Source organism: Thioalkalivibrio sp. ALJ12, from assembly GCF_000378305.1.
Lineage (GTDB): Bacteria > Pseudomonadota > Gammaproteobacteria > Ectothiorhodospirales > Ectothiorhodospiraceae > Thioalkalivibrio.
In genome coordinates this window covers 1,384,822-1,407,448 of the sequence record NZ_KB899538.1, presented here as the reverse complement: position 1 = coordinate 1,407,448, position 22,627 = coordinate 1,384,822, and the positions used below count along the sequence as shown (strand labels likewise).

At 64.7% G+C, this 22,627-nt stretch carries 20 protein-coding genes; 1 reads left to right on the top strand and 19 read right to left on the bottom strand.

Going from position 1 to position 22,627, the window contains the following annotated elements:
* Positions 1-5: 5 nt before the first annotated feature.
* The 19 genes from F467_RS0106695 to F467_RS0106605 form a co-directional block, all read right to left on the bottom strand.
* Positions 6-431: a bacterioferritin gene (locus F467_RS0106695; protein ID WP_018138846.1), complete on the bottom strand. Its 426-nt coding sequence runs from the start codon at positions 429-431 to the stop codon at positions 6-8.
* Between the two features lie 10 nt (positions 432-441).
* Positions 442-756, bottom strand: coding sequence for a BMC domain-containing protein (locus tag F467_RS0106690; RefSeq protein ID WP_012982277.1), 315 nt, complete (start codon positions 754-756; stop codon positions 442-444).
* A 68-nt stretch (positions 757-824) separates the two neighbouring features.
* Positions 825-1,118: a BMC domain-containing protein gene (locus F467_RS0106685; protein WP_012982276.1), complete on the bottom strand. Its 294-nt coding sequence runs from the start codon at positions 1,116-1,118 to the stop codon at positions 825-827.
* A 31-nt stretch (positions 1,119-1,149) separates the two neighbouring features.
* Positions 1,150-1,449, bottom strand: coding sequence for a BMC domain-containing protein (locus tag F467_RS0106680; RefSeq protein ID WP_012982275.1), 300 nt, complete (start codon positions 1,447-1,449; stop codon positions 1,150-1,152).
* Between the two features lie 44 nt (positions 1,450-1,493).
* Positions 1,494-1,826: a carboxysome peptide B gene (locus F467_RS0106675; RefSeq protein WP_018138847.1), complete on the bottom strand. Its 333-nt coding sequence runs from the start codon at positions 1,824-1,826 to the stop codon at positions 1,494-1,496.
* A 4-nt stretch (positions 1,827-1,830) separates the two neighbouring features.
* Positions 1,831-2,082: a carboxysome peptide A gene (locus F467_RS0106670; RefSeq protein WP_012982273.1), complete on the bottom strand. Its 252-nt coding sequence runs from the start codon at positions 2,080-2,082 to the stop codon at positions 1,831-1,833.
* Between the two features lie 16 nt (positions 2,083-2,098).
* A complete protein-coding gene (locus tag F467_RS0106665) occupies positions 2,099-3,514 on the bottom strand; it encodes a carboxysome shell carbonic anhydrase (protein WP_018138848.1) in 1,416 nt (471 codons plus the stop codon).
* 182 nt (positions 3,515-3,696) lie between these two features.
* Positions 3,697-6,636, bottom strand: coding sequence for a CsoS2 family carboxysome shell protein (locus F467_RS0106660; RefSeq protein WP_018138849.1), 2,940 nt, complete (start codon positions 6,634-6,636; stop codon positions 3,697-3,699).
* 161 nt (positions 6,637-6,797) lie between these two features.
* Entirely contained in the window at positions 6,798-7,130 is a 333-nt protein-coding gene (locus F467_RS0106655; protein WP_018138850.1) for a ribulose bisphosphate carboxylase small subunit, read from the bottom strand.
* 69 nt (positions 7,131-7,199) lie between these two features.
* Complete coding sequence (locus F467_RS0106650; RefSeq protein WP_012982269.1) at positions 7,200-8,621, bottom strand: form I ribulose bisphosphate carboxylase large subunit; 1,422 nt, start codon at positions 8,619-8,621, stop codon at positions 7,200-7,202.
* A gap of 300 nt (positions 8,622-8,921) precedes the next feature.
* Positions 8,922-12,023, bottom strand: coding sequence for an efflux RND transporter permease subunit (locus F467_RS0106645; RefSeq protein WP_018993631.1), 3,102 nt, complete (start codon positions 12,021-12,023; stop codon positions 8,922-8,924).
* A gap of 14 nt (positions 12,024-12,037) precedes the next feature.
* Positions 12,038-13,150, bottom strand: coding sequence for an efflux RND transporter periplasmic adaptor subunit (locus F467_RS0106640; RefSeq protein ID WP_018138852.1), 1,113 nt, complete (start codon positions 13,148-13,150; stop codon positions 12,038-12,040).
* Complete coding sequence (locus F467_RS0106635) at positions 13,147-13,881, bottom strand: TetR/AcrR family transcriptional regulator (protein ID WP_018138853.1); 735 nt, start codon at positions 13,879-13,881, stop codon at positions 13,147-13,149. Before F467_RS0106635 ends, F467_RS0106640 begins: the two co-directional genes overlap by 4 nt.
* A 103-nt stretch (positions 13,882-13,984) precedes the next feature.
* The gene (locus F467_RS0106630; RefSeq protein ID WP_018138854.1) at positions 13,985-14,659 is read right to left on the bottom strand and encodes a type 1 glutamine amidotransferase domain-containing protein; all 675 of its coding nucleotides are present in this window, start codon (positions 14,657-14,659) and stop codon (positions 13,985-13,987) included.
* 289 nt (positions 14,660-14,948) lie between these two features.
* The gene (locus F467_RS0106625) at positions 14,949-15,575 is read right to left on the bottom strand and encodes a peroxiredoxin (RefSeq protein ID WP_018138855.1); all 627 of its coding nucleotides are present in this window, start codon (positions 15,573-15,575) and stop codon (positions 14,949-14,951) included.
* Positions 15,576-15,755: 180 nt separating this feature from the next.
* Positions 15,756-16,412: a hypothetical protein gene (locus F467_RS0106620; protein WP_018138856.1), complete on the bottom strand. Its 657-nt coding sequence runs from the start codon at positions 16,410-16,412 to the stop codon at positions 15,756-15,758.
* 237 nt (positions 16,413-16,649) lie between these two features.
* Entirely contained in the window at positions 16,650-18,032 is a 1,383-nt protein-coding gene (locus tag F467_RS0106615) for a sigma-54-dependent Fis family transcriptional regulator (protein ID WP_018138857.1), read from the bottom strand.
* A gap of 115 nt (positions 18,033-18,147) precedes the next feature.
* A complete protein-coding gene (gene cydB / locus F467_RS0106610; RefSeq protein ID WP_018138858.1) occupies positions 18,148-19,152 on the bottom strand; it encodes a cytochrome d ubiquinol oxidase subunit II in 1,005 nt (334 codons plus the stop codon).
* Between the two features lie 3 nt (positions 19,153-19,155).
* Positions 19,156-20,562, bottom strand: a complete 1,407-nt coding sequence (locus F467_RS0106605) for a cytochrome ubiquinol oxidase subunit I (protein ID WP_018138859.1) — start codon at positions 20,560-20,562, stop codon at positions 19,156-19,158.
* A 362-nt stretch (positions 20,563-20,924) separates the two neighbouring features.
* Between F467_RS0106605 and F467_RS0106600 the strand changes: the two genes are divergently transcribed.
* The gene (locus F467_RS0106600) at positions 20,925-22,316 is read left to right on the top strand and encodes an FAD-dependent oxidoreductase (protein ID WP_018138860.1); all 1,392 of its coding nucleotides are present in this window, start codon (positions 20,925-20,927) and stop codon (positions 22,314-22,316) included.
* Positions 22,317-22,627: the final 311 nt, after the last annotated feature.

The window sequence follows — 22,627 nt, the reverse complement described above, 5'->3', positions numbered from 1 at the left end:
TACCCCTAGCGGGCCGCGACTTCCTGTGCGTCGATCTCGCGCACATGTTCGAGTTCTTCCTCGAGGATCCTCTCGAACAACTCGGCATCGGCCACCGCACCCACGCGCCGACAGTAGACCGCCGCCTCGTCATACAGGCGCACGGCTTCCATCTCCAGTTCGCGGTTGCGCTCCAGCAATTCGGCCATCGAGCGCCCCAGCCGCACGGGTGCCAGCTGGCTCCCGTTGGGGGCAACCCCATGGTGAAACATGCGGGTCATGAATCGATCCGCATGGTCCAGTTCCTCCTGGGCGTCCCGACGCAGGCATTCGCTGACATCGCTCATGCCCCACATCGCCGTCAATCGCGCCTGGGCCAGATACTGCTGAACCGCGGACAGCTCATGCGCCACCGCGCGGTTCAGGTAACCCACGATCCGCGGATCCGCCATCGAGGTTGCCTCAGCTGGCCGAGCCGTCGGCCGTCGGGGCCTTCGGCAGGATGCTTTCCACTTCGGAGTGGACACGGGCAATGATGTGCGCAGCCACCAGGCCGTCGCCCACACGCTCGCAGGAATCCGCACCGGCACGCACCGCCGCATTCACGGCACCGGTCTCGCCACGCACCAGAACCGTCACGTAGCCACCACCGACGAACTGACGACCGATCAGGCGCACTTCCGAGGCCTTGGTCATCGCATCCGCCGCTTCAATTGCCGGCACCAGACCACGGGTCTCGATCATGCCCAGGGCCACACCAGAAATTTCGCTCGCCATTGCTAACCTCTTTTACAAACGGGCCGCCGGGCCGATCAGCCACGGCGGCGTTTATCCGCCGCAGGGACTTACGGCTTTTCCGGGAGGATGTTTTCCACCTCGGAATGCACACGGGCAATGATGTGCGCAGCCACCAGGCCGTCACCCACACGCTCGCAGGAATCCGCGCCGGCACGCACCGCAGCGTTCACAGCGCCGGTCTCGCCACGCACCAGAACGGTCACGTAACCGCCACCGACGAACTGACGACCGATCAGGCGCACTTCCGAGGCCTTGGTCATCGCATCGGCAGCTTCAATCGCCGGGACCAGACCACGGGTCTCGATCATGCCGAGGGCCACACCAAAGTTTTCGCTAGCCATTACTTAACTCCTATCAAGCGTTACTGATGAATTACTTTTCAACCTGCTCGGGCAGGATGCTTTCCACTTCGGAATGCACGCGGGCAATGATGTGCGCAGCCACCAGGCCGTCACCCACACGCTCGCAGGAATCCGCACCGGCACGCACGGCGGCGTTCACGGCACCGGTCTCGCCACGGACCAGCACGGTCACGTAGCCACCACCGACAAACTGGCGACCAATCAGGCGCACTTCAGAGGCCTTGGTCATTGCATCAGCGGCTTCAATCGCCGGCACCAGACCACGGGTCTCGATCATGCCCAGCGCCACACCAAAACGTTCAGTTGCCATTTCTCTTTCTCCTGGAGTTACAGTTTTTCCAATTAAAATGACGCTCAAGCCGCCTTGTGGGTACCAGCAGAGCGCTGTGCATCGGTCTGGTCTTGTCCAGCCTTGTTCGTCGACCCTTCCGCTTTCCTGCCACCATCGTCCCACTGGTCGATGATGCCGCCGATCGTCAGATCGGTTGTCACCTTGGGGTCATCGAGCGCGTAGCGCGCGGCCGATCCAGAGATCGTGAACACCCAATTGCCCGGGTGCGCACCAACTGGATCCACGGCGACGCTGAGCGCACCCTTTTGATCCACCAGCACGCGCAGCGACATGGTCTGAAGGCCGTCCACACGACGCGTGACCACCAGTTCGTCCTGCACCTGCATAATTTCCATGGAGCTACTGCTCCTCCCAGTAATCGATGATCCCGACGATCGTCGCGTCACTGGGGTATTCCTTGCTGCCGGCCGCCTCGCGCGCCGCGGACGATCCGACCACGATCACCCAGTCCCCGGGCACACAACCGACCGCGTCCACCGCGACCGTGCGCGGACCCCCGGCCTTCTCCTGGACCACCAGCAAGGGACGGTGACCCAGATCCCGGATCCGGTTGGTCGAAACCAGCGTCTTCTCTACCTTGCAGATCTTCATTCCGTGTCCCGTTAGCTCAACCGGCGAGCGGTTCCAACTGGCTGCCGCTGCGCTTGTCGCGAATCACCATGTGGCACCCGATCAGGCCCTTTTCGGCCAGTTCGCGATAGCGCGCCATGATCTGGTCGCGGATCCGCCGGCAGCGGGCCTCGACCCGCTCGCGCGACCCCGGCACCTTGCGGTCGTAGCGGTAATGGATCACCACCGGTACCGGCAGGCCCCGCTCGACATTCAGCTGCCGAAAGATCTTGTTCACCCCCACATCCATCCCGTGGGCGCCTTCTTCCATCGTTTCCAGGTGCGCGAAGTAGGCAAAGTTGCGTACCTGCATCTCCTCGACTTCCTGGCCGACGATGATCACCCGCTCGCGGTGCCCCACATCGGCGTAATGCCCGTTGTGGTAGCGCGCCACGTAATCGAGCTGCGAAATATTGTTCAGCAACAGCCGCGAGATCAGCCGAAGCATCCCCTCGTGCGGCCCACCGTTGCCGTGACCCCAGCCTTGCTGGTGGATCGCGTCCTGGATCGCCTGATACACGCGCAGTTCCGCGTCACGGCCATCCAGGTCCTGCGTCTCCCGGTACACCTTCGCGCTATCCACGAAGCGGTACAGACTCATCCGCGTGTCGGCGTCCGGGATATGGATCTTCACGGCATCCGTATCCGTATCCACGCCAATCAGCAGCGTATCGACCGAGGCCCCACAGCAGTAGGTGTTCTCGATCGCCTGACGAAACGCCCGCAGCTGCCGGAGAGCGGCATCCGCCGCGTCCCGCTCACTGTTGCCGTGCGCCGCGCACCCCTGATGGTGCGGGTCCGCACTGCTGTAGTGGTACGCCGCGATCTTCAGGTATCGACTCGGCACATCCGCCGTGGTCGGCCGTCCTTCGCGGAACCGCAACAGCTCGCGTTTCGTCCAGTGGCGGACATCCTCTTCGATGTCGAACTGCGCACCGGCATAACTCTTAACCCGAACAGCCAGATCCGGCAGGCGCAGAATAAAACGCCGCAGGCTCAACAGCCGCCCGTCGGAACAGGGCGAGATGTCCACTTCGTGGAAATCGCAGTCGAGGAAGTACGCAATCGCGCGTTCCGCCTCGTCCACCAGGTCATCCCGACCCGCCCAGTATTCATTGACCAGCTGATCAAACAGCTCGAACGTGCCGTGCAGGTACAGTTCGCGCGTGTCCAGATCGTTGATCCACGCATCCTCCAGGACGCGTTCCGGCAACCGATACCCGAGGTTATCCTCGACAATCCGTTGCGCCTTTTCCTCGAAGTCCCGCTCGTGTTGCAGCGCATGGACCTCTTTCAGTACTGGCACCAGATTCGCGAAGCGATCGCGAAACCCACTCTCGAACGCGTACAGCCGTTCGTTGTCGGCGACATCCGCCAGCGGATGCCCGGGCTTCAGCACAGAAGGCACGTCCATCGGCGCCGGCGCCTTCGGCGGCACTGCGCTAACCAGAGGTTGCGCAGCAGCCGAATTCGCCCCTTGTGCCACCGGCGACCGGACGGCACTTCCCCGTGGCGTCGCGTAACGCGTGCCAAAGGCGGAAGTCTTGCGGCGGCCTCGGCGCACCATCGTGGTCGTATTGCCTCCTTACTCGCCGCTTAGCCGCGGGCACCGCCGGACAGGGTCACCAGCGAACCGCTGCCACTATTCCCGGAGGAACCGGTGATCTTGCTCATCGGCACTTCCTTGCGCTCGAGCTCACGATTGGCATAGGCACTACGGCCTTCACCACGCGGGTTGCCCTTTTGCGTCGCGTTACGACGCGTGGCGAACCCTTCGGTGCCGGTGACGCTGCTTCCACGGGCCCAGTCATCGCCCGTGATGGTCACACCGTTGCTGCTCCCGTTAACGGTCACACGTTCGGCACCAATCTTGGCCACATCTTCAGCCTGAGCCGGTACCGGCTGGTGACGATCCGGCTGATAGCGGAACTCCTCGGTCCCGGACACCAGGCCCGTCGCCTTGTTGATCGGCCCGGTAATGCCACCCGAGGCACCGTATGCAGTACCGGTCACACGACGCTCGCGGCGCGCCAAGGCTTCGCGGGCCGGGCTTTGAACACTGAAGCCGTCATTCGGCATCGCCTGCGCCGGCACGTCGGCCACCGGTGCGGCTACTGCGGCCTGGCCTTCCGGACGCAGACGCGGGTGCAAGCTGCCAGCGGCCGTCGGACAGGTCGCGGCAAATTCGTTCGCCCCGACATACGGCGCACCGGACACGTCCTGACATGCACCGCGTTCGGTGCCCGTCACGCGCTCGTCATAACCCGGCTGGCTCCCGGAAACCGGATGCCCCGGCGTCGCATGGCGTTCGGCCACGCGGGTGTGCGCCGTCTGCATATCACGCGGCTCGCAATAAGCCTCGTACTGGTCAGCGCCGATGTAGGGCGTGCCAGAAACCGGTTTGCACGCACCGTACTCGTCACCGGTGACCCGTGCCGAGCGGCCCACGGACGTACCCGAGACGTTCTGCTGGTTCCAGGTGCGGCTCACGGAGACTTTTTCCGGGCCGGCCTGCGGACGGGAGCCACAGAAGGCGTCGTAATGCTCGGACCCGACATACTCGGTACCGGTGATCGGCTTGCAGCCGCCGTATTCGTCACCGGTCACGCGCAGCGAGCTATCCAGCTGCGTGCCGGAGACTTCCCGACCCCGCAGCGTGTGCATCACGCCCACCTTCGGCACACCACCGGCGGCCGGACGGTCACACAGGTCACCGAAATCCGCCTGGTTGTAGTACGGGGTACCCGTCAGGGGGCGGCAGGATCCGGACTCGTCACCCGTCACCTTCGAGCTGCGACCCACGGCCGTACCCGTCACGCTCTGGTCTTCCATCGTGTGCAGCTCCTGCACCTTGGCCGGCGTCGGCTCCGGGCGGGTACCGCACATGCCCTTGAACTGTTCCGTACCGATGTATTCGGTCCCGGTGACCGGCTTGCAGCTGCCGTACTCGTCACCGGTGACACGCGAGGAGCGCCCGACTTCTGTCCCGGTCAATTCACGACCGCGAAGCGTATGCATGACGCCGACCTTCATCGGCGCTCCGTTGGACTTTCCCGTGTTACACGGAACCTCGCTCGCCTGCGTATTCAGGTACTCGGTACCGGTGATGTCGCGGCAGGAGCCCGACTCGTCACCGGTGACACGCGGGCTACGGCCGACGCTCGTACCCGACACACCCTCGCCATGACGGGTCACCATCACGCTGGTGCGCGGCGCGCTGTTCGGCGCACGGGTGCCGCAGAAGCCTTCGTACTGCTCGCTGCTCAGGTACTCGGTGCCGGTGATCGCTTCGCAAGAGCCGGACTCGTCCCCCGTTACACGGGCAGAGCGCCCGACCTCGGTACCACTGACTTCCTGGCCGCGGCTGGTGTGGGAGTGCCCCACCTTGGCCGGGTTGGCACTCGGGCGCACATCGCAGTAGCGCTCGTAGTGCTCGAGGCCCAGGTACTCGGTCCCGGTAATGTTGGAGCAGCTGCCCGCTTCGGCGCCGGTGACGCTGCGCGTCGACTCGACTTGCGTGCCGCTAATGTGACCACCGGCGAGGGTCGTGCCCTCTTCCACCTTCGGCGGTGCTTCGCTCGTCTGACCACGGGGACGACCACAGGGACGACCCGGATCCGAAGAACCGCGACCAATCGTGCACAGCTCTTCACGACGCTGGCGTGCTACCTCGCGAGTGGACATACCCTTGCGTTTCGCAGCCTTCCACGCGCCTTCCTGCGGCATGGCACCGCGGCCCTTGGAGCCGTTGAAACGGCGCTTGGTCGCACGCTTGCCGTTCTGTGCCATCGCCTCGCGGCGCGCCATGCAGATCGCGCGGACCTCGGAGATCACCGGATGCGGACCCGCGGACTCGCCACCGGACTCCACCTTGTCGCACAACTGGTCAAGGCCACTTTCCACGACGGTGTCGCTTTCGGGGGTCACCGCGCTATAGGTGTCGTTGCGCTCGGACTTCTCGTCCTTGCAGCCACAGCCACAGCCCTTTTTCTCTTCCTGTGCAGACGGCGCGAAGGAACCCTGGCCTTTCAGCAGGTCTTCACGGCGCGGCTCGGCCGCCATGGCCTTTTTGCCATCGGTCGCCAGGGCCTGACGGCGCAGGCGGCAGATTTCGCGCCCGCTCATGTTGGAACAGTCGATTTCCATACCCTGGTTCTGCGACAGCGCTTCAAGCTGACGCGACCGGTCGGAACCGCCACGGGCCAAACCGCCGAGGGCCCGCGCACGGGTATTGGAGCGACCGACCGCCTTCTTGCCCTGGCGCGCCATCTTCTGGCGGCGCTCAAGAGCGGCCTGGCGGCCGTTCGACGCACCGGCGTGCGCGCCCGGTTCCGGACGGCGCGCAGGTGCGCTGCTGCCGACCTCGAACGAGGTCGACGGCTGAGATTCGCTGGAGTGCGACTCCGGCTCCCGCGCCTGGGGGGCCGGTTCGGAAACACGCTGAGCCTGGCGCGCCTTTTGCGCGGCCGCGGCAGAACGCGACGTTCCCTTGGTTTGGCCGGTCGGCTTCACGGCAGCCTTGCCATTATGAGACATGGCCTTGCGCCGTTCCCGGGCGAGTTCGCGACCCGAGAGACCTTCAGACGCGGATGTCGGATTACTCATGGCACTTCCTTACAGTTGGCGGCAGCAACGGTAATAACGCTTGATGGACGGGCCGGGTGCCACAGGCACCCGGCCTCCACCGAACCGGGGTCTTAGCGACCGCGGTCGACCACGAAGGCCATGCCCTGACTCTGGGCGTAGTTATCGTACGCAATGAAGCGCACCATCATGCCCGGGTTGGCACGGCGGCATTCTTCAATCTCGGACAGCACCGCTTCCACGGACTGCTCGCCAAAGAAGGGCAGCTTCCACATGTACCAGTAGTGGGCCATGGCGTTTTCTTTTTCGCTGTACTCGATCGCCGGGTTCCAGCCCTGCGCGAGGCAGTATTCGATCTGCTTGCGCACCTGGTCGGCATTCATCTCCGGCAGATAGGAGAAGGTCTCGTACTTCTGCGACTGCTTGAAGTTCTGGATATCAGACATGTCGGTAATCCTGTGCTCTGGTTCTTTCTGGGCACGGACGGCGCACTAGCGCCGCCCGCGCTCGGACGATCACTTGTGCTGGGTATCCAGCTTGTCGACGGTGTCGAACTCGAACTTGATCTCTTTCCACGTTTCCATGGCGATCTTCAGTTCGGGGCTGTGCTGCGCCGCCTGAGTCAGGATGTCCTTGCCTTCCTTCTCGATGTCCCGACCTTCGTTACGCGCCTGGACACAGGCTTCCAGCGCCACACGGTTGGCCGCCGCACCCGGGGCGTTACCCCACGGATGGCCCAGCGTACCGCCGCCGAACTGGAGCACGGAGTCGTCGCCGAAGATGGAGACCAGGGCCGGCATGTGCCAGACGTGGATACCACCAGAGGCCACGGCGAACACGCCCGGCATGGAGCCCCAATCCTGATCAAAGAAGATGCCGCGCGAGCGGTCTTCCGGGATGAAGGATTCACGCAGCAGGTCGATCCAGCCCAGGGTCGCGGCACGGTCGCCTTCCAGCTTGCCGACCACGGTGCCGGTGTGCAGGTGGTCACCACCGGACAGACGCAGGATCTTCGCCAGCACACGGAAGTGGATACCGTGCTTCGGATGACGGTCGAGCACCGCGTGCATCGCACGGTGGATGTGCAGCAGCACGCCGTTGTCGCGGCACCAGTTGGCCAGACCCGTGTTGGCGCAGAAGCCGCCGGTGATGTAGTCGTGCATGATGATCGGCGCGCCAATTTCCTTGGCGAACTCGGCACGCTTGTACATCTCTTCCGGGGTCGGCGCGGTGACGTTCAGGTAGTGACCCTTGCGCTCGCCGGTTTCGGCCTCGGCCTTTTCGGTCGCTTCCTGCACGAACTCGAAGCGGTCACGCCAGCGCATGAACGGCTGCGAGTTGATGTTCTCGTCGTCCTTGGTGAAGTCGAGGCCGCCACGCAGGCACTCGTACACGGCGCGGCCGTAGTTCTTCGCGGACAGACCCAGCTTCGGCTTGATGGTGCAGCCCAGCATCGGACGGCCGTACTTGTTCAGCTTGTCACGCTCAACCTGGATACCGGAGGGCGGACCACCGCAGGTCTTCACGTAGGCCATCGGGAAGCGCACGTCTTCCAGACGCAGGGCACGGATGGCCTTGAAGCCGAACACGTTACCGACCAGCGAGGTGAACACATTCACCATCGAACCTTCTTCGAACAGGTCGATCGGGTAGGCGATGAACGCGTAGAAGGACTCGTCGTCACCCGGCACGTCCTCAATGGAGTAGGCACGGCCCTTGTAGTAGTCCATATCCGTCAGGAGGTCGGTCCACACCGTGGTCCAGGTACCGGTGGAGGACTCGGCGGCCACGGCGGCCGCGGCTTCTTCGCGGTCGATGCCCGGCTGCGGGGTGATCTTGAAACATGCCAGCAGATCGGTATCCAGCGGCATGTATTCCGGCATCCAGTAGGTTTCGCGGTAATCCTTGACGCCCGCGGAGTACTTCTTGGCGGCCATGTGGCTTTCTCCTACGCGTTGGTTAATCGTGACGGTCGCCTAGATTAGGAAGGCGCACTGCTAATAACAAATAAATAATCTAGATACGACCAATAGACTTTCGTTTATAGAAGGACCGGTCCGCAGAGTTCCGCGGAGCGGCATGGGGGTTCTGTTCGCATCAGCGCCCGGCGCCTGCTCGGCAGCCTCAGCGGGGAATGCGGTCGCTGATTGTAGTCCATGACCGCAGTCAATGCATGCTCTTTAGACCACAGCGTGATCGGAGCCCGCGCCCCTCTGCCGGGGCGCGCGCACCGACGATCAGGCAGGACCCGCATCGGCCTCCTGCGCCTCTAGCGTGTCGGCGTAGTGATCGCGCGCCACATAGGTATAGATGGCCGGGACCACGAAGAGCGTGAACAACGTGCCGATCGCCATGCCCGCCGCAATCACCAGGCCCATTGCGAAGCGCGAGCCGGCACCAGCACCGGTCGCCATCAGCAGCGGCACCATCGCCACCACGGTCGCCGTGGTCGTCATCAGGATGGGCCGCAGCCGCAGGCTGGCCGCCTCCTCGATCGCATCGCGCAAGGGTCGCCCCTGACGCTGCAACTGGTTGGCGAACTCCACGATCAGGATGCCGTGCTTGGCGATCAGCCCGATCAGGGTCAGCAGACCCACCTGTGTATAGATGTTCAGCGAGGTCACACCCAGGCTGATGAAGATCAGGGCGCCGGCGATCGACATCGGCACCGTGGTCAGAATGATCAAGGGATCACGGAACGACTCGAACTGCGCGGCCAGCACCAGGAAGATCACGACCAGCGCGAAGAAGAACGTGACGACCAGATCCCCACCCTCGGCCTTCAGCTGCCGCGACTCGCCGGCATAGTCCACGTTCACATCGGGCGGCAGCACCTCGGCGGCAATCCGGTCGATGATGTCCAGCGCCTCCCCGAGGGTGACGCCGGGCCGTGGCACCCCCTGCAGGGTCACCGCGTTCAGCTGCTGGAAGCGGTTGAGCTGGCGCGGCGTGACCGTCTCTTCCAGCGTCACGATGCTGGACAACGGTATCGGCTCGCCGTCCGCGGTGCGCGTGTACAGCTCCTCAAGCTGCTCCGGCGTCAGGCGGTCGGAACGCTGGACCTGCGGGATCACGCGATAACTGCGGTTCTCCATCGCAAACCGCCCGGCGAACCCGCCGGAGAGATACGTCGCCAGATCGGCATTCAGCGTCGCCATGTCGATGCCAAGCTGCGAGGCACGCTCGCGGTCAATCTTCAGATCCACCCGTGGCTGGTCGAAGTTGAGATCGGTATCGAGGAAGATGAACCGACCCGTCTCCATCGCCCGGTCCTTGATCTCCTGACTCAGCTCGTTCAACTCCTCGAACGAGCTGGTGGAGCCGAACACAACGCTGACCGGCGCGCCCTGCCCCGGGGTCGGCAGCTGCGGCGGCTGGATCGCGAACACCTCGAGCCCTGGCAGCCCTTCCAGCGCCGGCTGCAGGTCCTCTTCCAGGATCTTGGCAGTCGTTCGGTCACGCTGATCCCAGGGCGCCATAACGAAACCGCCCAGGGCCTGGTTGGTCGCCCCGGCCATACCGGGTCCGCCGCCAAAGCCGTTCACGATAAAGATGTTGTCGAGCTCGGGGATGCGGTCGAAAAAGCCGTCGGTCAGCGCGGTGTTGCGCTCCAGGTAATCGATCCCCATGTAGGCATCGCCTTCCATGATCGAGAAGGCGAAACCCTGGTCCTCCTGCGGCTCCAGCTCGGTCTGCGAAGTCACGAACAGGAAGTAGCAGGACACCAGCACGATGGCGCCGAAGGCGGCGACGGTGAAGCGGTCATTCAGTGCCCCGTGCAGCCGTCGGCGATAGCGCTCGCGCAGGCTGTCAAAGCGCGCGTCCAGCCACGACTCGATGCGCCCGCGCCGCTCGACCGAACCATCGCGCAGGATTTTCGAACACATCATTGGCGACAGCGTGATCGCGACAATCCCCGAGATCACGACCGTCGCCGCCAGGGTAAACGCAAACTCGATGAAGAGCGTGCCGGTCAGGCCGCCGATGAACCCCAGCGGCAGGAAGACCGCCACCAGCGTGGTCGACATCGCGACAATCGGCCACGCGAGCTCGCGCGCCCCCTGGATCGCCGCGTCCATGCGCGACATGCCCTCCTCGATATGCCGCGAGATGTTCTCCAGCATGATGATCGCGTCATCGACCACGATGCCGATGGCCAGCACCATCGCCAGCAGCGTCAGCAGGTTCAGCGAGAACCCCATCAGGAGCATCAGCATGAAGGTCCCGATCAGGGACAGCGGTACCGCCACCGCCGGGATCAGCACACTGCGCCACGAGCCAAGAAACAGATAAATCACGACCAGCACGATCAGCAGCGCCAGCACGATGGTCGTCAACACCTCGTCGATCGCGCTCTCGATGTATTCGGTGGAGTCATAAACGATCTCGCCCTCCAGCCCGGAGGGCAGGCGCGGCTCGATGCGCTCCTCGAAGATCTCGCGTACATCCGCGATCACCTCCAGGGCATTGGCATCCGGCGCCAGCTCGATGCCGATGAACGTCGCCGCCTGACCGTTGAAGCGCACCGAGGTGTCGTAGTTCTCCGACCCCAGCTCCACCTCGGCGATATCGCCAAGACGCACCAGGTCGCCCTCCTGCTCGAACAGGATCAGCTGCTCGAACGCCTCCGGGGTCTGCAGGTCGGTATCCGCGGTCAGGTCCAGGCTCACCATCGAGCCCTTGGTCTGCCCCACCGCGGAGAGGACATTGTTGCCCTCCAGCGCCGACCGAACGTCGCGCCCGGTTACGCCATAGGCCGCCATGCGATTGGCGTCCAGCCAGGCGCGCATCGCAAAGCTCTGATCGCCGAGGATCTCGGCCCGCTGAACGCCGTTAACGGTGGCCAGCTCCGGCTGCACCTCGCGAATCAGGTAGTCGGTGGTCTGATTGTTGGAGAGGCGCTCGGAATAGAACGACAGGTACATCGCCGCCACATCCTGACCCACGGAGAGATCCACCACCGGGTCCTCGGCCTCCGATGGCAGATCGCTGCGAATCTTGTCCACCTGGGCGGAGATCTGCGTCAGCGCCTGGTTCGGATCGTAGTCCAGCTCCAGGAACGCCTGCACCGTGCTTATCCCCGGCAGGCTGTTGGACACGATGTAGTCGATCCCCTCCGCCTCGGCGATCTCGCGCTCCATCGGCGTGGTGATGAATCCCTGTACCAGGTCCGCATCCGCGCCGATATAGGCGGTGCTGACCGTGACCACCGCGTTCTGCACCTCGGGGAACTGGCGCACGTTCAGGTCGAACACCGCCCGCACCCCGAACAGCAGGATGAACAGGCTGACCACAGTGGCCAGCACGGGCTTCTGAATAAAGATATCGGTAAAGCGCATCATCGCGGGCCCGCTCAGCGATTCGCTGGCCGCGGATCGCGTTCGGCATCGGGCTGGGCATCCTCCGTGATCTTCACGGGGGTATCGTTCTGGAGCTTCAGCAGACCGCTGACCGCAATCTCGTCGCCCTCTTCCAGGCCATCCACGATGCGCACCAGGTCACCGCGTCGCTCACCGATCTCCACCAGGCGCTGCTCCACACGCTTGTCGCCGTCATCGTCTTCAAAGATCACGAACACCGAGTTGCCCCAGGGTGCGAAACGGATGGCCGTCTGCGGGACCACCAGCCCCTCCTCCGGCTCGCCACGCTGCAGCGTGACGCGGGCGAACTGACCGGGGCGCAGCCGATGGTCCTCGTTGGTGATCATCGCCTGCACGCGGAACATCCGCGAGGCAGCACGGACACGCGGCTCGATCGCGGTAATCTGCCCCTCGAAGGTCTCGCCATAGGCATCGACGGTGACCTCGACCGACTGCCCCAGCTCGACATTCGCCAGCCGGCGTTCGGGCAACGTGAAGTTCACATACAGCGGGTCCAGGGACTCCAGCACCACAATCGGGTCGCCCGGGCCGACAAACTGGCCCTCGTTCACCTGACGGATACCCAGCTGCCCGTCAAAGGGCGCCCGCAGACGCTTCTGGCGAATACGGGCATCCTGTGCCTTGACCGCCGCCTCGGCCTGTTGCGCCTCGGTCGCGCGGCGCTGGAACTCCGAGTCGGAAATATCGTTGCGCTGCACCAGGCCCCGCGCCCGTTCCAGCTCGCGCGCCGCGAGCTGCGCCTCGGCGCGCAGGCTTTCCAGCTCCGCCTCGTCCAGCTCGGTGTCGAGTTCGACCAGCGTCTCGCCCGCCTCGGCGAAGGCCCCATTGGCAAAATGGATGCGGTCAACAATGCCCTGTGCCTCGAAACTCAGCGTGGCCCCCTGCACCGCCTCCAGGTCCCCCACCGCACGCAGCTGCGGGGCCCAGCGATCGGTCTCCACGGTCGCCGCGTTGATGGTCGCAGTCGGCTCCGGCATCTCGTCAAAGAACTCCGCGATCTGCTGATCCACGAAGGCCTTGAAACCAAAGATGCCACCCAGGACCAGGGCTACGCCCAGCAGCATCAGGAAGAATCGCTTGCTCATGAATTTGCCTCAGGAATGTGCTCGCGCACGATCGCGCGCACCCGCTCCGTCTCGGCGCGCACGACCGAGGGTTCGTCTGGATCGATTCGCGGCTCCCAGCGCCAGCCGGTCAGCAGCGCATGGGTATGGCGGATCAAGTGTTCATACGGGCGGTGGATATCGTAGGCATCCAGCAGCCCCTGGGCATTCGCGAGCGCCTGCATCCCGGTATTCAGCGCCCACGGCCCCAGCCCCATCTCTTCCTCGCCCATCTCCTGGGCCGGTGGCAGGTCCTTGTTCGCCCGCGCCTCGGCCACGATGGCGTTGATCGCCTGGCTGATCGGTTGAGCCGCATCAAGCAACTCCTGCCGCCGCGCCTCCGACGTACTCGCCCAGACCACCTCTGTCGTCACGAATTGGGTCAATCGATAGTAGTCCGGATTCGCCTGCGCGAAATCGATATCGGCCAGCACCATCGCCAGCATTCGTGAACGGGTTCCCAGCGGCAGCCGAGGAATGCACCGAAACAGCTCCGCACGCTGACGCGTTGCCCGGGTCGCGACGGCCGCCAGCAGATCTTCCTTCGAGTTGAAATGCTGGTACAGCGTGCCGGTCGCGTACTCGCAGGCGGCCGCCAGACGCGACATCTGCAACGCCAAAAGGCCCTCCGAGCGGATCAGCTCGTGGGCCTTTTCGACAAAGAGGGTCTCGCGCGCCTCGCGCTCGCGCTGCTTTCGATTCTCGGTGCCCATCGGCGCAGACTACCGAATCGGAACCAAGATTTGAACCTCGTTCACTCAACAAGCAAAAAAACGGGGCCCAGAAGGCCCCGGTCCGCTTGTCATCGGCGCCCAATCAGCCGGCTTCACGCAGTAGGCGCACGATCGCGTCGGCCACGCTCTTGCTGGACTGCGGGTTCTGCCCCGTCACCAGTTTGCCATCCACCACGACATGGTCGGTCCAGTCCTCGGCGGTCTCGACCTCCCCACCCAGTTCGGCCAGGCGGTCCTGCAGCAGAAACGGCACGGCCTGATCGAGCTGTACCGCCTTCTCTTCGCTGTTGGTGAACGCGGCCACCTTGCGCCCCTTCACTGCCGGACTGCCGTCTTTCAGCATCGCGCCGACCAGACAGGCCGGCCCGTGACACACCGCGCCCACGACCTTGTCGTTCTCCAGAAACTCGCCGACCAGGCGCTGCACATGCGGATTCTCCGGCAGATCGAACATCGTGCCGTGCCCACCGGGGAAGAAGATTGCCGCGTAGGCATCGTGGTGCATGCCTTCATCGAGATGGATCGTGTCGTCCAGGGCCTCCTGCGCGGCGACGGCCGCCGGTCCGGGATGATTCGACTCCAGGCTCTTGGGATCCAGAGGGACGGGCCCGCCCTTGGGACTGGCCACCTTGATCTCGAAACCGGCCTTGCGGAAGCGGTCATAGGGCACCGAGAACTCGTCAAACCACACGCCGGTCGCGTGGCCGTCGCCGATCTCGCCGTGACTGGTCACCACCATCAGTATCGTCTTGCTCATCCCGCGAACTCCTGTTGCATCCATACATGTCCGTGGACTCGGTGGTCCGGGACAGGGTTCCGCTGCGCACAGGAATCAAGGGGCCGGGGCCCGAATTCGAGAAGCCGATCCCTTGCGTCTTGTCGGTATTGGCGGGACAGCTTTCTGAACGGTCCGAGGAGCAGGGACAGTCGACCGAACGCGTATCACTCTCCCCAACCAAGAAAGGCCCCGTAATGGGGCCTCTGACAGCTTGGTCAATGACGTCCGACCGGCAATGCCGGGCGGACGCCAAGGCTTCAGGTCGGAGTCAGACCTGGGTGTAGCGCAGGTAGGAGCGGATCTCCTCGAAGCCCTGCGGGAACTTCTTCTGCGCATCCTCGTTGCTGACCGTCGGCGGGATGATCACGCGATCGCCCGGGGTCCAGTCGGCCGGCGTAGCGATGCCGTGCTGGTCTCCGGTCTGCAGCGCATCGATCACGCGCAGGATCTCGTCGAAGTTGCGGCCCACCGACATCGGGTAGGTCATCATCAGCCGGATCTTCTTGTTCGGGTCGATAATGTAGACCGAACGCACCGCGGCAGTCTCGCTCTCGCCCGGGTGGATCATCTCGTAGAGCTCGGAGATCTTCTTGTCGGCGTCGGCAACGATCGGGAACTCCAGCGTGGTGTTCTGGGTGTCGTTGACGTCCTCGATCCACTTGTTGTGCTCGTCGACGGTATCCGTGGACAGGCCCAGCGGCTTCACGTTGCGATCCGCGAACTGCTGCGCGAGCTGGGCAGTGCGGCCCATCTCGGTGGTGCACACCGGCGTGAAGTCGGCCGGATGGCTGAAGAAGAAGCACCAGGAATCGCCGATCCACTCGTGGAAATCGATCTTGCCCTTGGTGGTGTCAATCTGGAAGTTCGGGGCGGTATCACCCAGTCGAAGTGCCATGATGTACTCCTTTCTTGATAATCAATGGTTTGCAAGTTTCGGGGCCGTCTCGGCTCCCCGTGGAAACCAAGGTATCGCGACCCCACTGCATTAGCTATTACTAATTCTCTAAGGCCTCGATAGCCGGCACCTAAGACGAGCCGCAACAAGGGCACCCCGCCCCGAGCGGCCCACCCGTCACTACATGCGGCGAAAGAGCTCGGCCAGGTCGTCACGCATCGGCTGGCGCCCCATCTCCTCGGTGGTAAATTCCGAGCCGTCGAAGGACACGCGCAGCATCACGGCCTCGCCGGCCTCCACATCGGGCATCAGCGCAACCATCGGGCGCCCGGTCAGGTATTCGGCAACCGCCTCGTCCATCTCCGCCGCGGCCTGTACCTGCTGCTGCATCCAGGTGGAGATATGCAGCATCAACGTGCCGTCCCACTCGGCCTTCGCGAGCTCGCCGAGCAGGGCGTGGGCCAGGGCCACGTTGTCGTCACGGCTGGCACCGGCGCCAAAGGCGAGATAGGTCACCTCGGCGTCACCGATCGCCGCTACTGCGTCGGCGGCATCCTCGGGCCCTTCCATGCCCGCGATGCTGAACCCGGCCTCCGGGTTGGCGGCCAGCATCCCGGCCCCGAGACCGCCGGTCAGCGCGCCACAGATCGCGGAACGGTTGTTGACCACGGCCAGCGACTCGGCCTCCATCATGCTCGCAATGGCCTGTCCGACATTGCCGCCCGCCATGGCGCGAACGGTCTGCTCCTCGCCAAACGAAAGCGACTCGGCTGCCGCCGTGAGCGGTGCGGCCAGCAGCGCAGCCGAGAGAGACAGTGCAATGGTCGTCTTTTTCATCAGTTCACCTCGTGTTGGTGGTTGGGAATATTCGGTATTTCTGATGCCTGGGGCATCACATCACCATCGGCCGGCCGGGCGGGCGCGGCCCTTCTGGTGTTCGGGAGTTGTGGTTATGCAGCTCCTGCGACCCTGCAGCACCACGCGCGATTCAGGTTTCTCCGACCGCGGCATACTGCGCAGACGGGAACACTCACCGCAGGCGGCCCGTCAGAACCCGTACCTGGGGCCGCCGGATCAGCCGTCTCGATCCAGTTCCCGCAAGCGCCGGTACAGGCTGCGCTCGCTCAGGCCCAGCCGGCGCGCGAGGCTCCGCCGATCACCCTGGTGTACCGCCAGGGCGTGACGCAGATACTCGCGCTCGATCTGATCCAGCGGACGCAGTTCCCGCGGATGGACCAACTCCGCGTAACCTTCTCCGGCCGCACCCGATTCGGCGCGCGTGGCCTGCTGGCGCACCGGGCCTGGCAGGTGCTCCGGCCGGATCGGACCGCCATCCGCCAGCAGGGCCGCGCGTTCCAGGATGTTGCGCAGTTCACGCACGTTGCCGGGGAAGGCATATCCCTCCAAAACCCGGATCGCGTCGTCCTCCATCGTCGGACGCGGCACCAGCTCGGAGCGATCCAGCATGGCCTCGACGAGCAGCGGGATATCGCCGCTGCGCTGGCGCAGCGGCGGCACCTCGATGGGGAAGGTATTGATCCGGTAGAACAGGTCTTCGCGAAACTCGCCGGCCCGCACCATCGCCTCCAGATCCCGGTGGGTGGCACAAACCAGTCGAAAATCCGCACTCCGAGACTCGATTCCGCCGACCCGGCGGTAGGCGTGCGTCTCCAGCAGGCGCAGCAGCTTCACCTGCTGGCCCAATGGGATATCGCCCACCTCGTCCAGGAACAGCGTGCCGCCGGACGCGGCCTCGACCAGCCCGACCTTGGCCGAGGCCGCACCCGTGAAGGCCCCCTTCTCGTGGCCGAACAACTCGCTCTCGAACAAGGTCTCGGTCAGTCCGGAGCACTCAACCGCGACAAACGGCTTGTCGCGGCGCGGGCTCTCTTCGTGGATCGCCCGGGCGATCAACTCCTTGCCGGTACCGGACTCACCCAGCAGCAGCGCCGAGGCATTGCTGGGTGCCACGCGACTGATCAAGCCCAGCATGGTATTGAACGCCCGCGAACGCCCGACCAGCCCGGTGGCCCCGTTCTGCGGGCTGGATACGGGCAGATGATGGAGGCGCTCGACGAAATAGCGAACAGCCCCCTCCGCCCCCAGGATCGGAGTCAGCTCGACGTCCACGTGCTCGCGGCCCTGCGCCGTGTGATGCACATGCAGGACACGTTCCCGGCGGCGGCTGGCGAGCGCAGCCTGGAGCGGACAGGCTTCCCCGGCCTCGTCGCACGGACGCTGATAGCCGTGCGAGGCCTCATAGCAGGCCCGGGAAGAGCCATCGGCATCCGTGCCGTAGACCCTCTGGTAGGCCGTATTCGCGGCCAGGATCCGGTAATCGGGCGACAACAGGATGGAGGGCTCGCGAAAGGCCTCCATCATCTGTCGCATCGCCGAGAGGTCCGTCTCGTTGCCACACGGAATCGCCAGTCGGCTAATCGTCACGTCTTCTCGCATGGGCCAGGTATCCAGGGGAGGCGCCGCGGCGGTGGTCCTCCGATGACTCTGCCCAATAGACACGCTCAACCGAGGTACGTTCAGTGGCATCACGGCCGGTCTCTACGGATCCCGCTTAGTGGTACCCGGTCTCGGGCGTCACCTTGCCGCGGAAGACCCAGTACGTCCAGGCCGTGTACCCCAGGATGATGGGGATCACGAACAGCGCCCCGACCAGGATAAACAACTGTGCATCCGGGGACGACGCCGCATCCCAGAAGGTGTGGTCCGGCGGCACCACATACGGCCACTTGCTGACCAGAAGCCCCAGATAGGTCGTAATGAACAGGGCGATCGTCGCTACGAACGGGATCCCCTCGTCACGCCGCCGCACCGCCCGGATCAGTATCCAGGCGGACAACAGGGCCAGCGCCGGCAGGACCCACAGGTACTGCCAGGTGCCCATCCAGCGTTCCATCACCTTCGGGTCAATAAACGGCGTGATCAGGCTCACCGCCGCGAACACCACCAGGACCAGGGCCAGCAGGCCAGGCACCACGCGATAGGCAAAGGCCTGGGTCTCGCCATCGGTCTTGACGATCAGCCAGGTCGCGCCCAGCAGCGCATAGCCCGCCAGCAGACCGATACCGGTCAGCACGGTGAACGGCGTCAGCCAGTCCAGCGGCCCGCCGGCAAAGCTCAGACCCTCCATCTCGAAGCCCTGGATGTAGGCGCCCACCACGGCCCCCTGGGCAAACGCCGCCACCGCCGACCCCGCGGCAAAGGCCACGTTCCACAACCCCTTGGAGGTATTGGCCTTGAACCGGAACTCGAACGCCACCCCGCGGAAGATCAGCCCCGCCAGCATCAGGAAGACGCCGATATACAGGGCCGGCAGGAACACCGAGTACACCAGCGGGAAGGCCGCCAGCAGCCCCGCCCCGCCGAGGATTAGCCAGGTCTCGTTGCCGTCCCAGACCGGGGCGACCGAGTTCATCATCACATCGCGCGAGGTCTCGCCCGGGGCGAACGGGAACAGGATCCCGACCCCCAGATCAAACCCGTCCATCAGCACGTAGGCGATGATGCCGACGGCAATGATGACCACCCAGATCAGCGTGATATCAAGCGTGGTTTCCATGGATCAGCTCCTTGCAGCGCCGGTAGCGGCGTCGTCGATCGAGGTATCGGCCGCGGACCAGGGCCGTTTCGCGTGGGCCGGGGCCTGCCGGACCTCGGTGGTCTCCGGTCCCTTCTGCACGATACGCACCAGGTAGTAGACGCCAGCCGTGAACACGGCGGCGTAGACCAGCACGTAGCCGATCAGCGTGAACAGGGCCATGCCTCCCGTCAGCGCCGGGGTGATGCCCTCGGCATGGGTCATCACGCCGTAGACCAGCCAGGGTGCGCGCCCGGTCTCGGTCACGAACCAGCCGGCGACCACCGCGATGAACGGGGCCGGGATCATCCAGGTCAGACCCCGCAGGAAACGCGGCGAGGCGAACATGCGGCGCCGGAAGCGCAGCCAGGCACCGGCCAGCACGAACAGGATCATCACCATCCCGATCGCGACCATGATGCGGAACGACCAGAAGGTGATTCCCACCGGCGGGCGTTCCTCGGCGGGTACCTCCAGCAGGCCAGGGACCTCGCCATCCAGCTCGTGGGTCAGGATGAAACTGGCCATCTTCGGGATACCGATCTCGAAGTGGTTGGTCTCGTTGGCCGAATCCGGGATCGCGAACAGCAGCAGCGGTGCCCCGCGTTCGGTCTCCCAGACGCCCTCCATCGCCGCGACCTTGGTCGGCTGATGTTCAAAGGTATTCAGGCCATGGATGTCGCCCACCACCAGCTGGGCCGGGGCCGCCAGCAGCAACACCCACATCGTGGTGCCCAGCGCCTTGCGGTTGACCAGCACATCGCGCTGGCGCAGCAGGTACCAGGCCGAGACGCCGGCGACCACGAAACCCGCGGTCAGCAGCGAGGCCAGGCCCATATGGAAGAAGCGCGGCCAGAAGCTCGGGTTGAAGATCGCGGTGATCCAGGAGGTCACGTGGAAGACACCGTCCTGCAACTCGAAGCCCACCGGGGTCTGCATCCAGCTGTTGGCGACCAGGATCCAGAACGAGGAAATGAAGGTACCCAGCGCCACCATCAGCGCCGCGAACAGGTGCACGCCCTGCGGTACCCGGTCACGGCCGAACAGCAGCACGCCCAGGAAGGCCGCCTCGAGGAAGAAGGCCGTCAGCACCTCGTAGGAGAGCACCGGCCCGAGGAAGTTGGCGGTCGCATAGGAGAACGCACTCCAGTTGGTCCCGAACTGGAACGACATCACCAGCCCGGAGACCACCCCCATCCCGAACACGACCGCGAAGATCTTGATCCAGAACTTCGAGATCTGGGTGTAGATCGCATCGCCGGTCTTCCAGGCGCGAAACTCCAGGAAGGCGATGAACGACGCCAGCCCGATGGTAAAGACCGGGAAGATGGCGTGAAACGAGACCACGAATGCAAACTGGATTCGTGATAGCAGTATGGGGTCGAGCTCCATGGCGTTCCTCCATTGTCAGGGTGCGCCGTCCGGACGCAGCTACCGCGTCCTTACAAGTACCGTGCCAGCAAGCCCGCCTCCCGCTCGCGGGCCCGGCAGGCGGCAACCGGCCTCGAAGACAACCGCCCGCACCCGCTCGCCACAGCGCCGCTGTGACTGCCATTCATGGCAGCAAAAACCCCACGACTGCCATTTGTGGCAGTCCTGTCGTGGCACAACCCGCCGCCAGCGGCAGGCGCGAGCGGGCTCTGCGATCTGGCACGCAACTTGTAAGAAAACGGCAAGCAGGGCGCGTCAGACGCCCGCCTTTCATAACAAGAGTGCACCGCAGGAACCGCGGTGCCGGACGACGGAGATCCAGCATGTCCCAGCCCGAACAGCGCGAAAATCGCAGCCGCCAGCAGCAGTCGACCGAGGCCCTGGCTGCCGCCATGGACCGCAGCGGCCTGTCCCGCCGCGACTTCCTGAAGATCGCCGGTGCGGCCGGCCTGGCCTCGGCGACCGGCGTACAGGCCGCCCCGGCTCAGGCCGCGGTCTCGACACGGGCACGTATCGTCGTGCTGGGTGGAGGCGCGGCCGGCCTGACCATGGCCGCGCGCCTGCGCGCCCTGCTCGATGGCGCCCGTATTACCGTGGTGGAACCGAGCGAGATCCACGACTACCAGCCCGGCTGGACCCTGGTAGCGGCGGGCGTCTATTCGGTCGGCGAGGTCCAGCGGCGCAACGAGCGCTATATCCCGCGCGGGGTGGACTGGGTGCGTTCCGCCGTCGCCGCGATCGACCCGGAGTCGCAGCGGGTGGAGACGGTCGATGGCGACCACCTGGACTACGACTTCCTGGTGGTCGCAACCGGCCTGCACCTGGACTTCGAGGCCATCGACGGCCTGCGCCGCGAGGACATCGGCCGCCCGGGCCTGACCAGCATCTACGCCAGCGCCGAGGCCGCGCGCGATGCCTACGAACAGGTACGCACCTTTGGCGAGCGCGGCGGCGTGGCCCGCTTCACCATCCCGGGGACGCCGATCAAGTGTGCCGGCGCCCCGATCAAGGCCACCTTCATCGCCGAGAGCCTGCTGCAGAGCGCCGGCCAGCGCGGAGATGCGGAGTTCCACTACCACACCGGGGCAGACCGCCTGTTCAGCGTCGCGCGCTTCGACACGATGGTGCGCGACCTGTATGCCGAGCGTGACATCGCCGTGAACGAGGATGGGTTTCTCGCCGCGGTCGATATCGACGCCCGGCAGGCCACCTTCCGCGGGACGAACGGCAACGAGGAGACGGTCGACTACGACTACCTCCATGTGACGCCGCCGATGCGGGCCCACGGGTTCGTGCGCGAGGCCGGGCTTGCCGTGGAGGATGGCGCGCTGGCCGATGGCGGCTGGCTGGCGGTGGATGATCGCACCCTCCAGCACACCCGCTATCCGAACATCTTCGGCGCCGGCGATGTGGTCGCCACCGCGATCGGCAAGACCGCCTCCACCGTGCGCTCCCACGGCGCGGTGATGCCGGACAACCTGGTGGATGTACTGCAGGATCGCGAGCCATCGCGCGAGTTCGACGGCTACACCTCCTGCCCGCTGATCACCGAGGTCGGCAAGGCCGCCCTGGTGGAGTTCGACTACAGCCTGCAGGAGGTCCCGACCTTCGGCTTCATCGATCAGGGCGAACCCAGCTGGATGTGGTGGCGTCTGAAGGTGCACATGATCAAGCCGCTGTACTTCAACATGCTGCGTGGGCGCTACCTGCGCTAGGGAAACACTGATCAATGTACACGCTCGCGTTGGTACCCCAGGTTTTCCGAGACAAGGCGCGGTGCGCAGCCGGTAGTGGTTCTACCGGCCCGTTATTGACGGATTCGGGCCGCAACGCAGGATCGGAGAACCTGGGGAGCCAACCCCGAAGGGGCTCGGCCGCCCGTTGTTATCAAAAACGGGCGTGGGAACTGCGTTGCGGTTCCCCTGTGCAGAGTGACTGCACGGCAGTCACCGCGCCTTGTTCGCACGCAAAAGCGACTCGAGCGCGAGCGTGTACATTAATTAGTGTTTCCCTAGGAGCCTGACTG

Coding starts and splice junctions, on each gene's coding strand:
- F467_RS0106695 (WP_018138846.1), bottom strand. CDS start 431: ATGGCGGATCCGCGGATCGTGGGTTACCTGAACCGCGCGGTGGCGCAT.
- F467_RS0106690 (WP_012982277.1), bottom strand. CDS start 756: ATGGCGAGCGAAATTTCTGGTGTGGCCCTGGGCATGATCGAGACCCGT.
- F467_RS0106685 (WP_012982276.1), bottom strand. CDS start 1,118: ATGGCTAGCGAAAACTTTGGTGTGGCCCTCGGCATGATCGAGACCCGT.
- F467_RS0106680 (WP_012982275.1), bottom strand. CDS start 1,449: ATGGCAACTGAACGTTTTGGTGTGGCGCTGGGCATGATCGAGACCCGT.
- F467_RS0106675 (WP_018138847.1), bottom strand. CDS start 1,826: ATGGAAATTATGCAGGTGCAGGACGAACTGGTGGTCACGCGTCGTGTG.
- F467_RS0106670 (WP_012982273.1), bottom strand. CDS start 2,082: ATGAAGATCTGCAAGGTAGAGAAGACGCTGGTTTCGACCAACCGGATC.
- F467_RS0106665 (WP_018138848.1), bottom strand. CDS start 3,514: ATGGACGTGCCTTCTGTGCTGAAGCCCGGGCATCCGCTGGCGGATGTC.
- F467_RS0106660 (WP_018138849.1), bottom strand. CDS start 6,636: ATGTCTCATAATGGCAAGGCTGCCGTGAAGCCGACCGGCCAAACCAAG.
- F467_RS0106655 (WP_018138850.1), bottom strand. CDS start 7,130: ATGTCTGATATCCAGAACTTCAAGCAGTCGCAGAAGTACGAGACCTTC.
- F467_RS0106650 (WP_012982269.1), bottom strand. CDS start 8,621: ATGGCCGCCAAGAAGTACTCCGCGGGCGTCAAGGATTACCGCGAAACC.
- F467_RS0106645 (WP_018993631.1), bottom strand. CDS start 12,023: ATGCGCTTTACCGATATCTTTATTCAGAAGCCCGTGCTGGCCACTGTG.
- F467_RS0106640 (WP_018138852.1), bottom strand. CDS start 13,150: ATGAGCAAGCGATTCTTCCTGATGCTGCTGGGCGTAGCCCTGGTCCTG.
- F467_RS0106635 (WP_018138853.1), bottom strand. CDS start 13,881: ATGGGCACCGAGAATCGAAAGCAGCGCGAGCGCGAGGCGCGCGAGACC.
- F467_RS0106630 (WP_018138854.1), bottom strand. CDS start 14,659: ATGAGCAAGACGATACTGATGGTGGTGACCAGTCACGGCGAGATCGGC.
- F467_RS0106625 (WP_018138855.1), bottom strand. CDS start 15,575: ATGGCACTTCGACTGGGTGATACCGCCCCGAACTTCCAGATTGACACC.
- F467_RS0106620 (WP_018138856.1), bottom strand. CDS start 16,412: ATGAAAAAGACGACCATTGCACTGTCTCTCTCGGCTGCGCTGCTGGCC.
- F467_RS0106615 (WP_018138857.1), bottom strand. CDS start 18,032: ATGCGAGAAGACGTGACGATTAGCCGACTGGCGATTCCGTGTGGCAAC.
- cydB (WP_018138858.1), bottom strand. CDS start 19,152: ATGGAAACCACGCTTGATATCACGCTGATCTGGGTGGTCATCATTGCC.
- F467_RS0106605 (WP_018138859.1), bottom strand. CDS start 20,562: ATGGAGCTCGACCCCATACTGCTATCACGAATCCAGTTTGCATTCGTG.
- F467_RS0106600 (WP_018138860.1), top strand. CDS start 20,925: ATGTCCCAGCCCGAACAGCGCGAAAATCGCAGCCGCCAGCAGCAGTCG.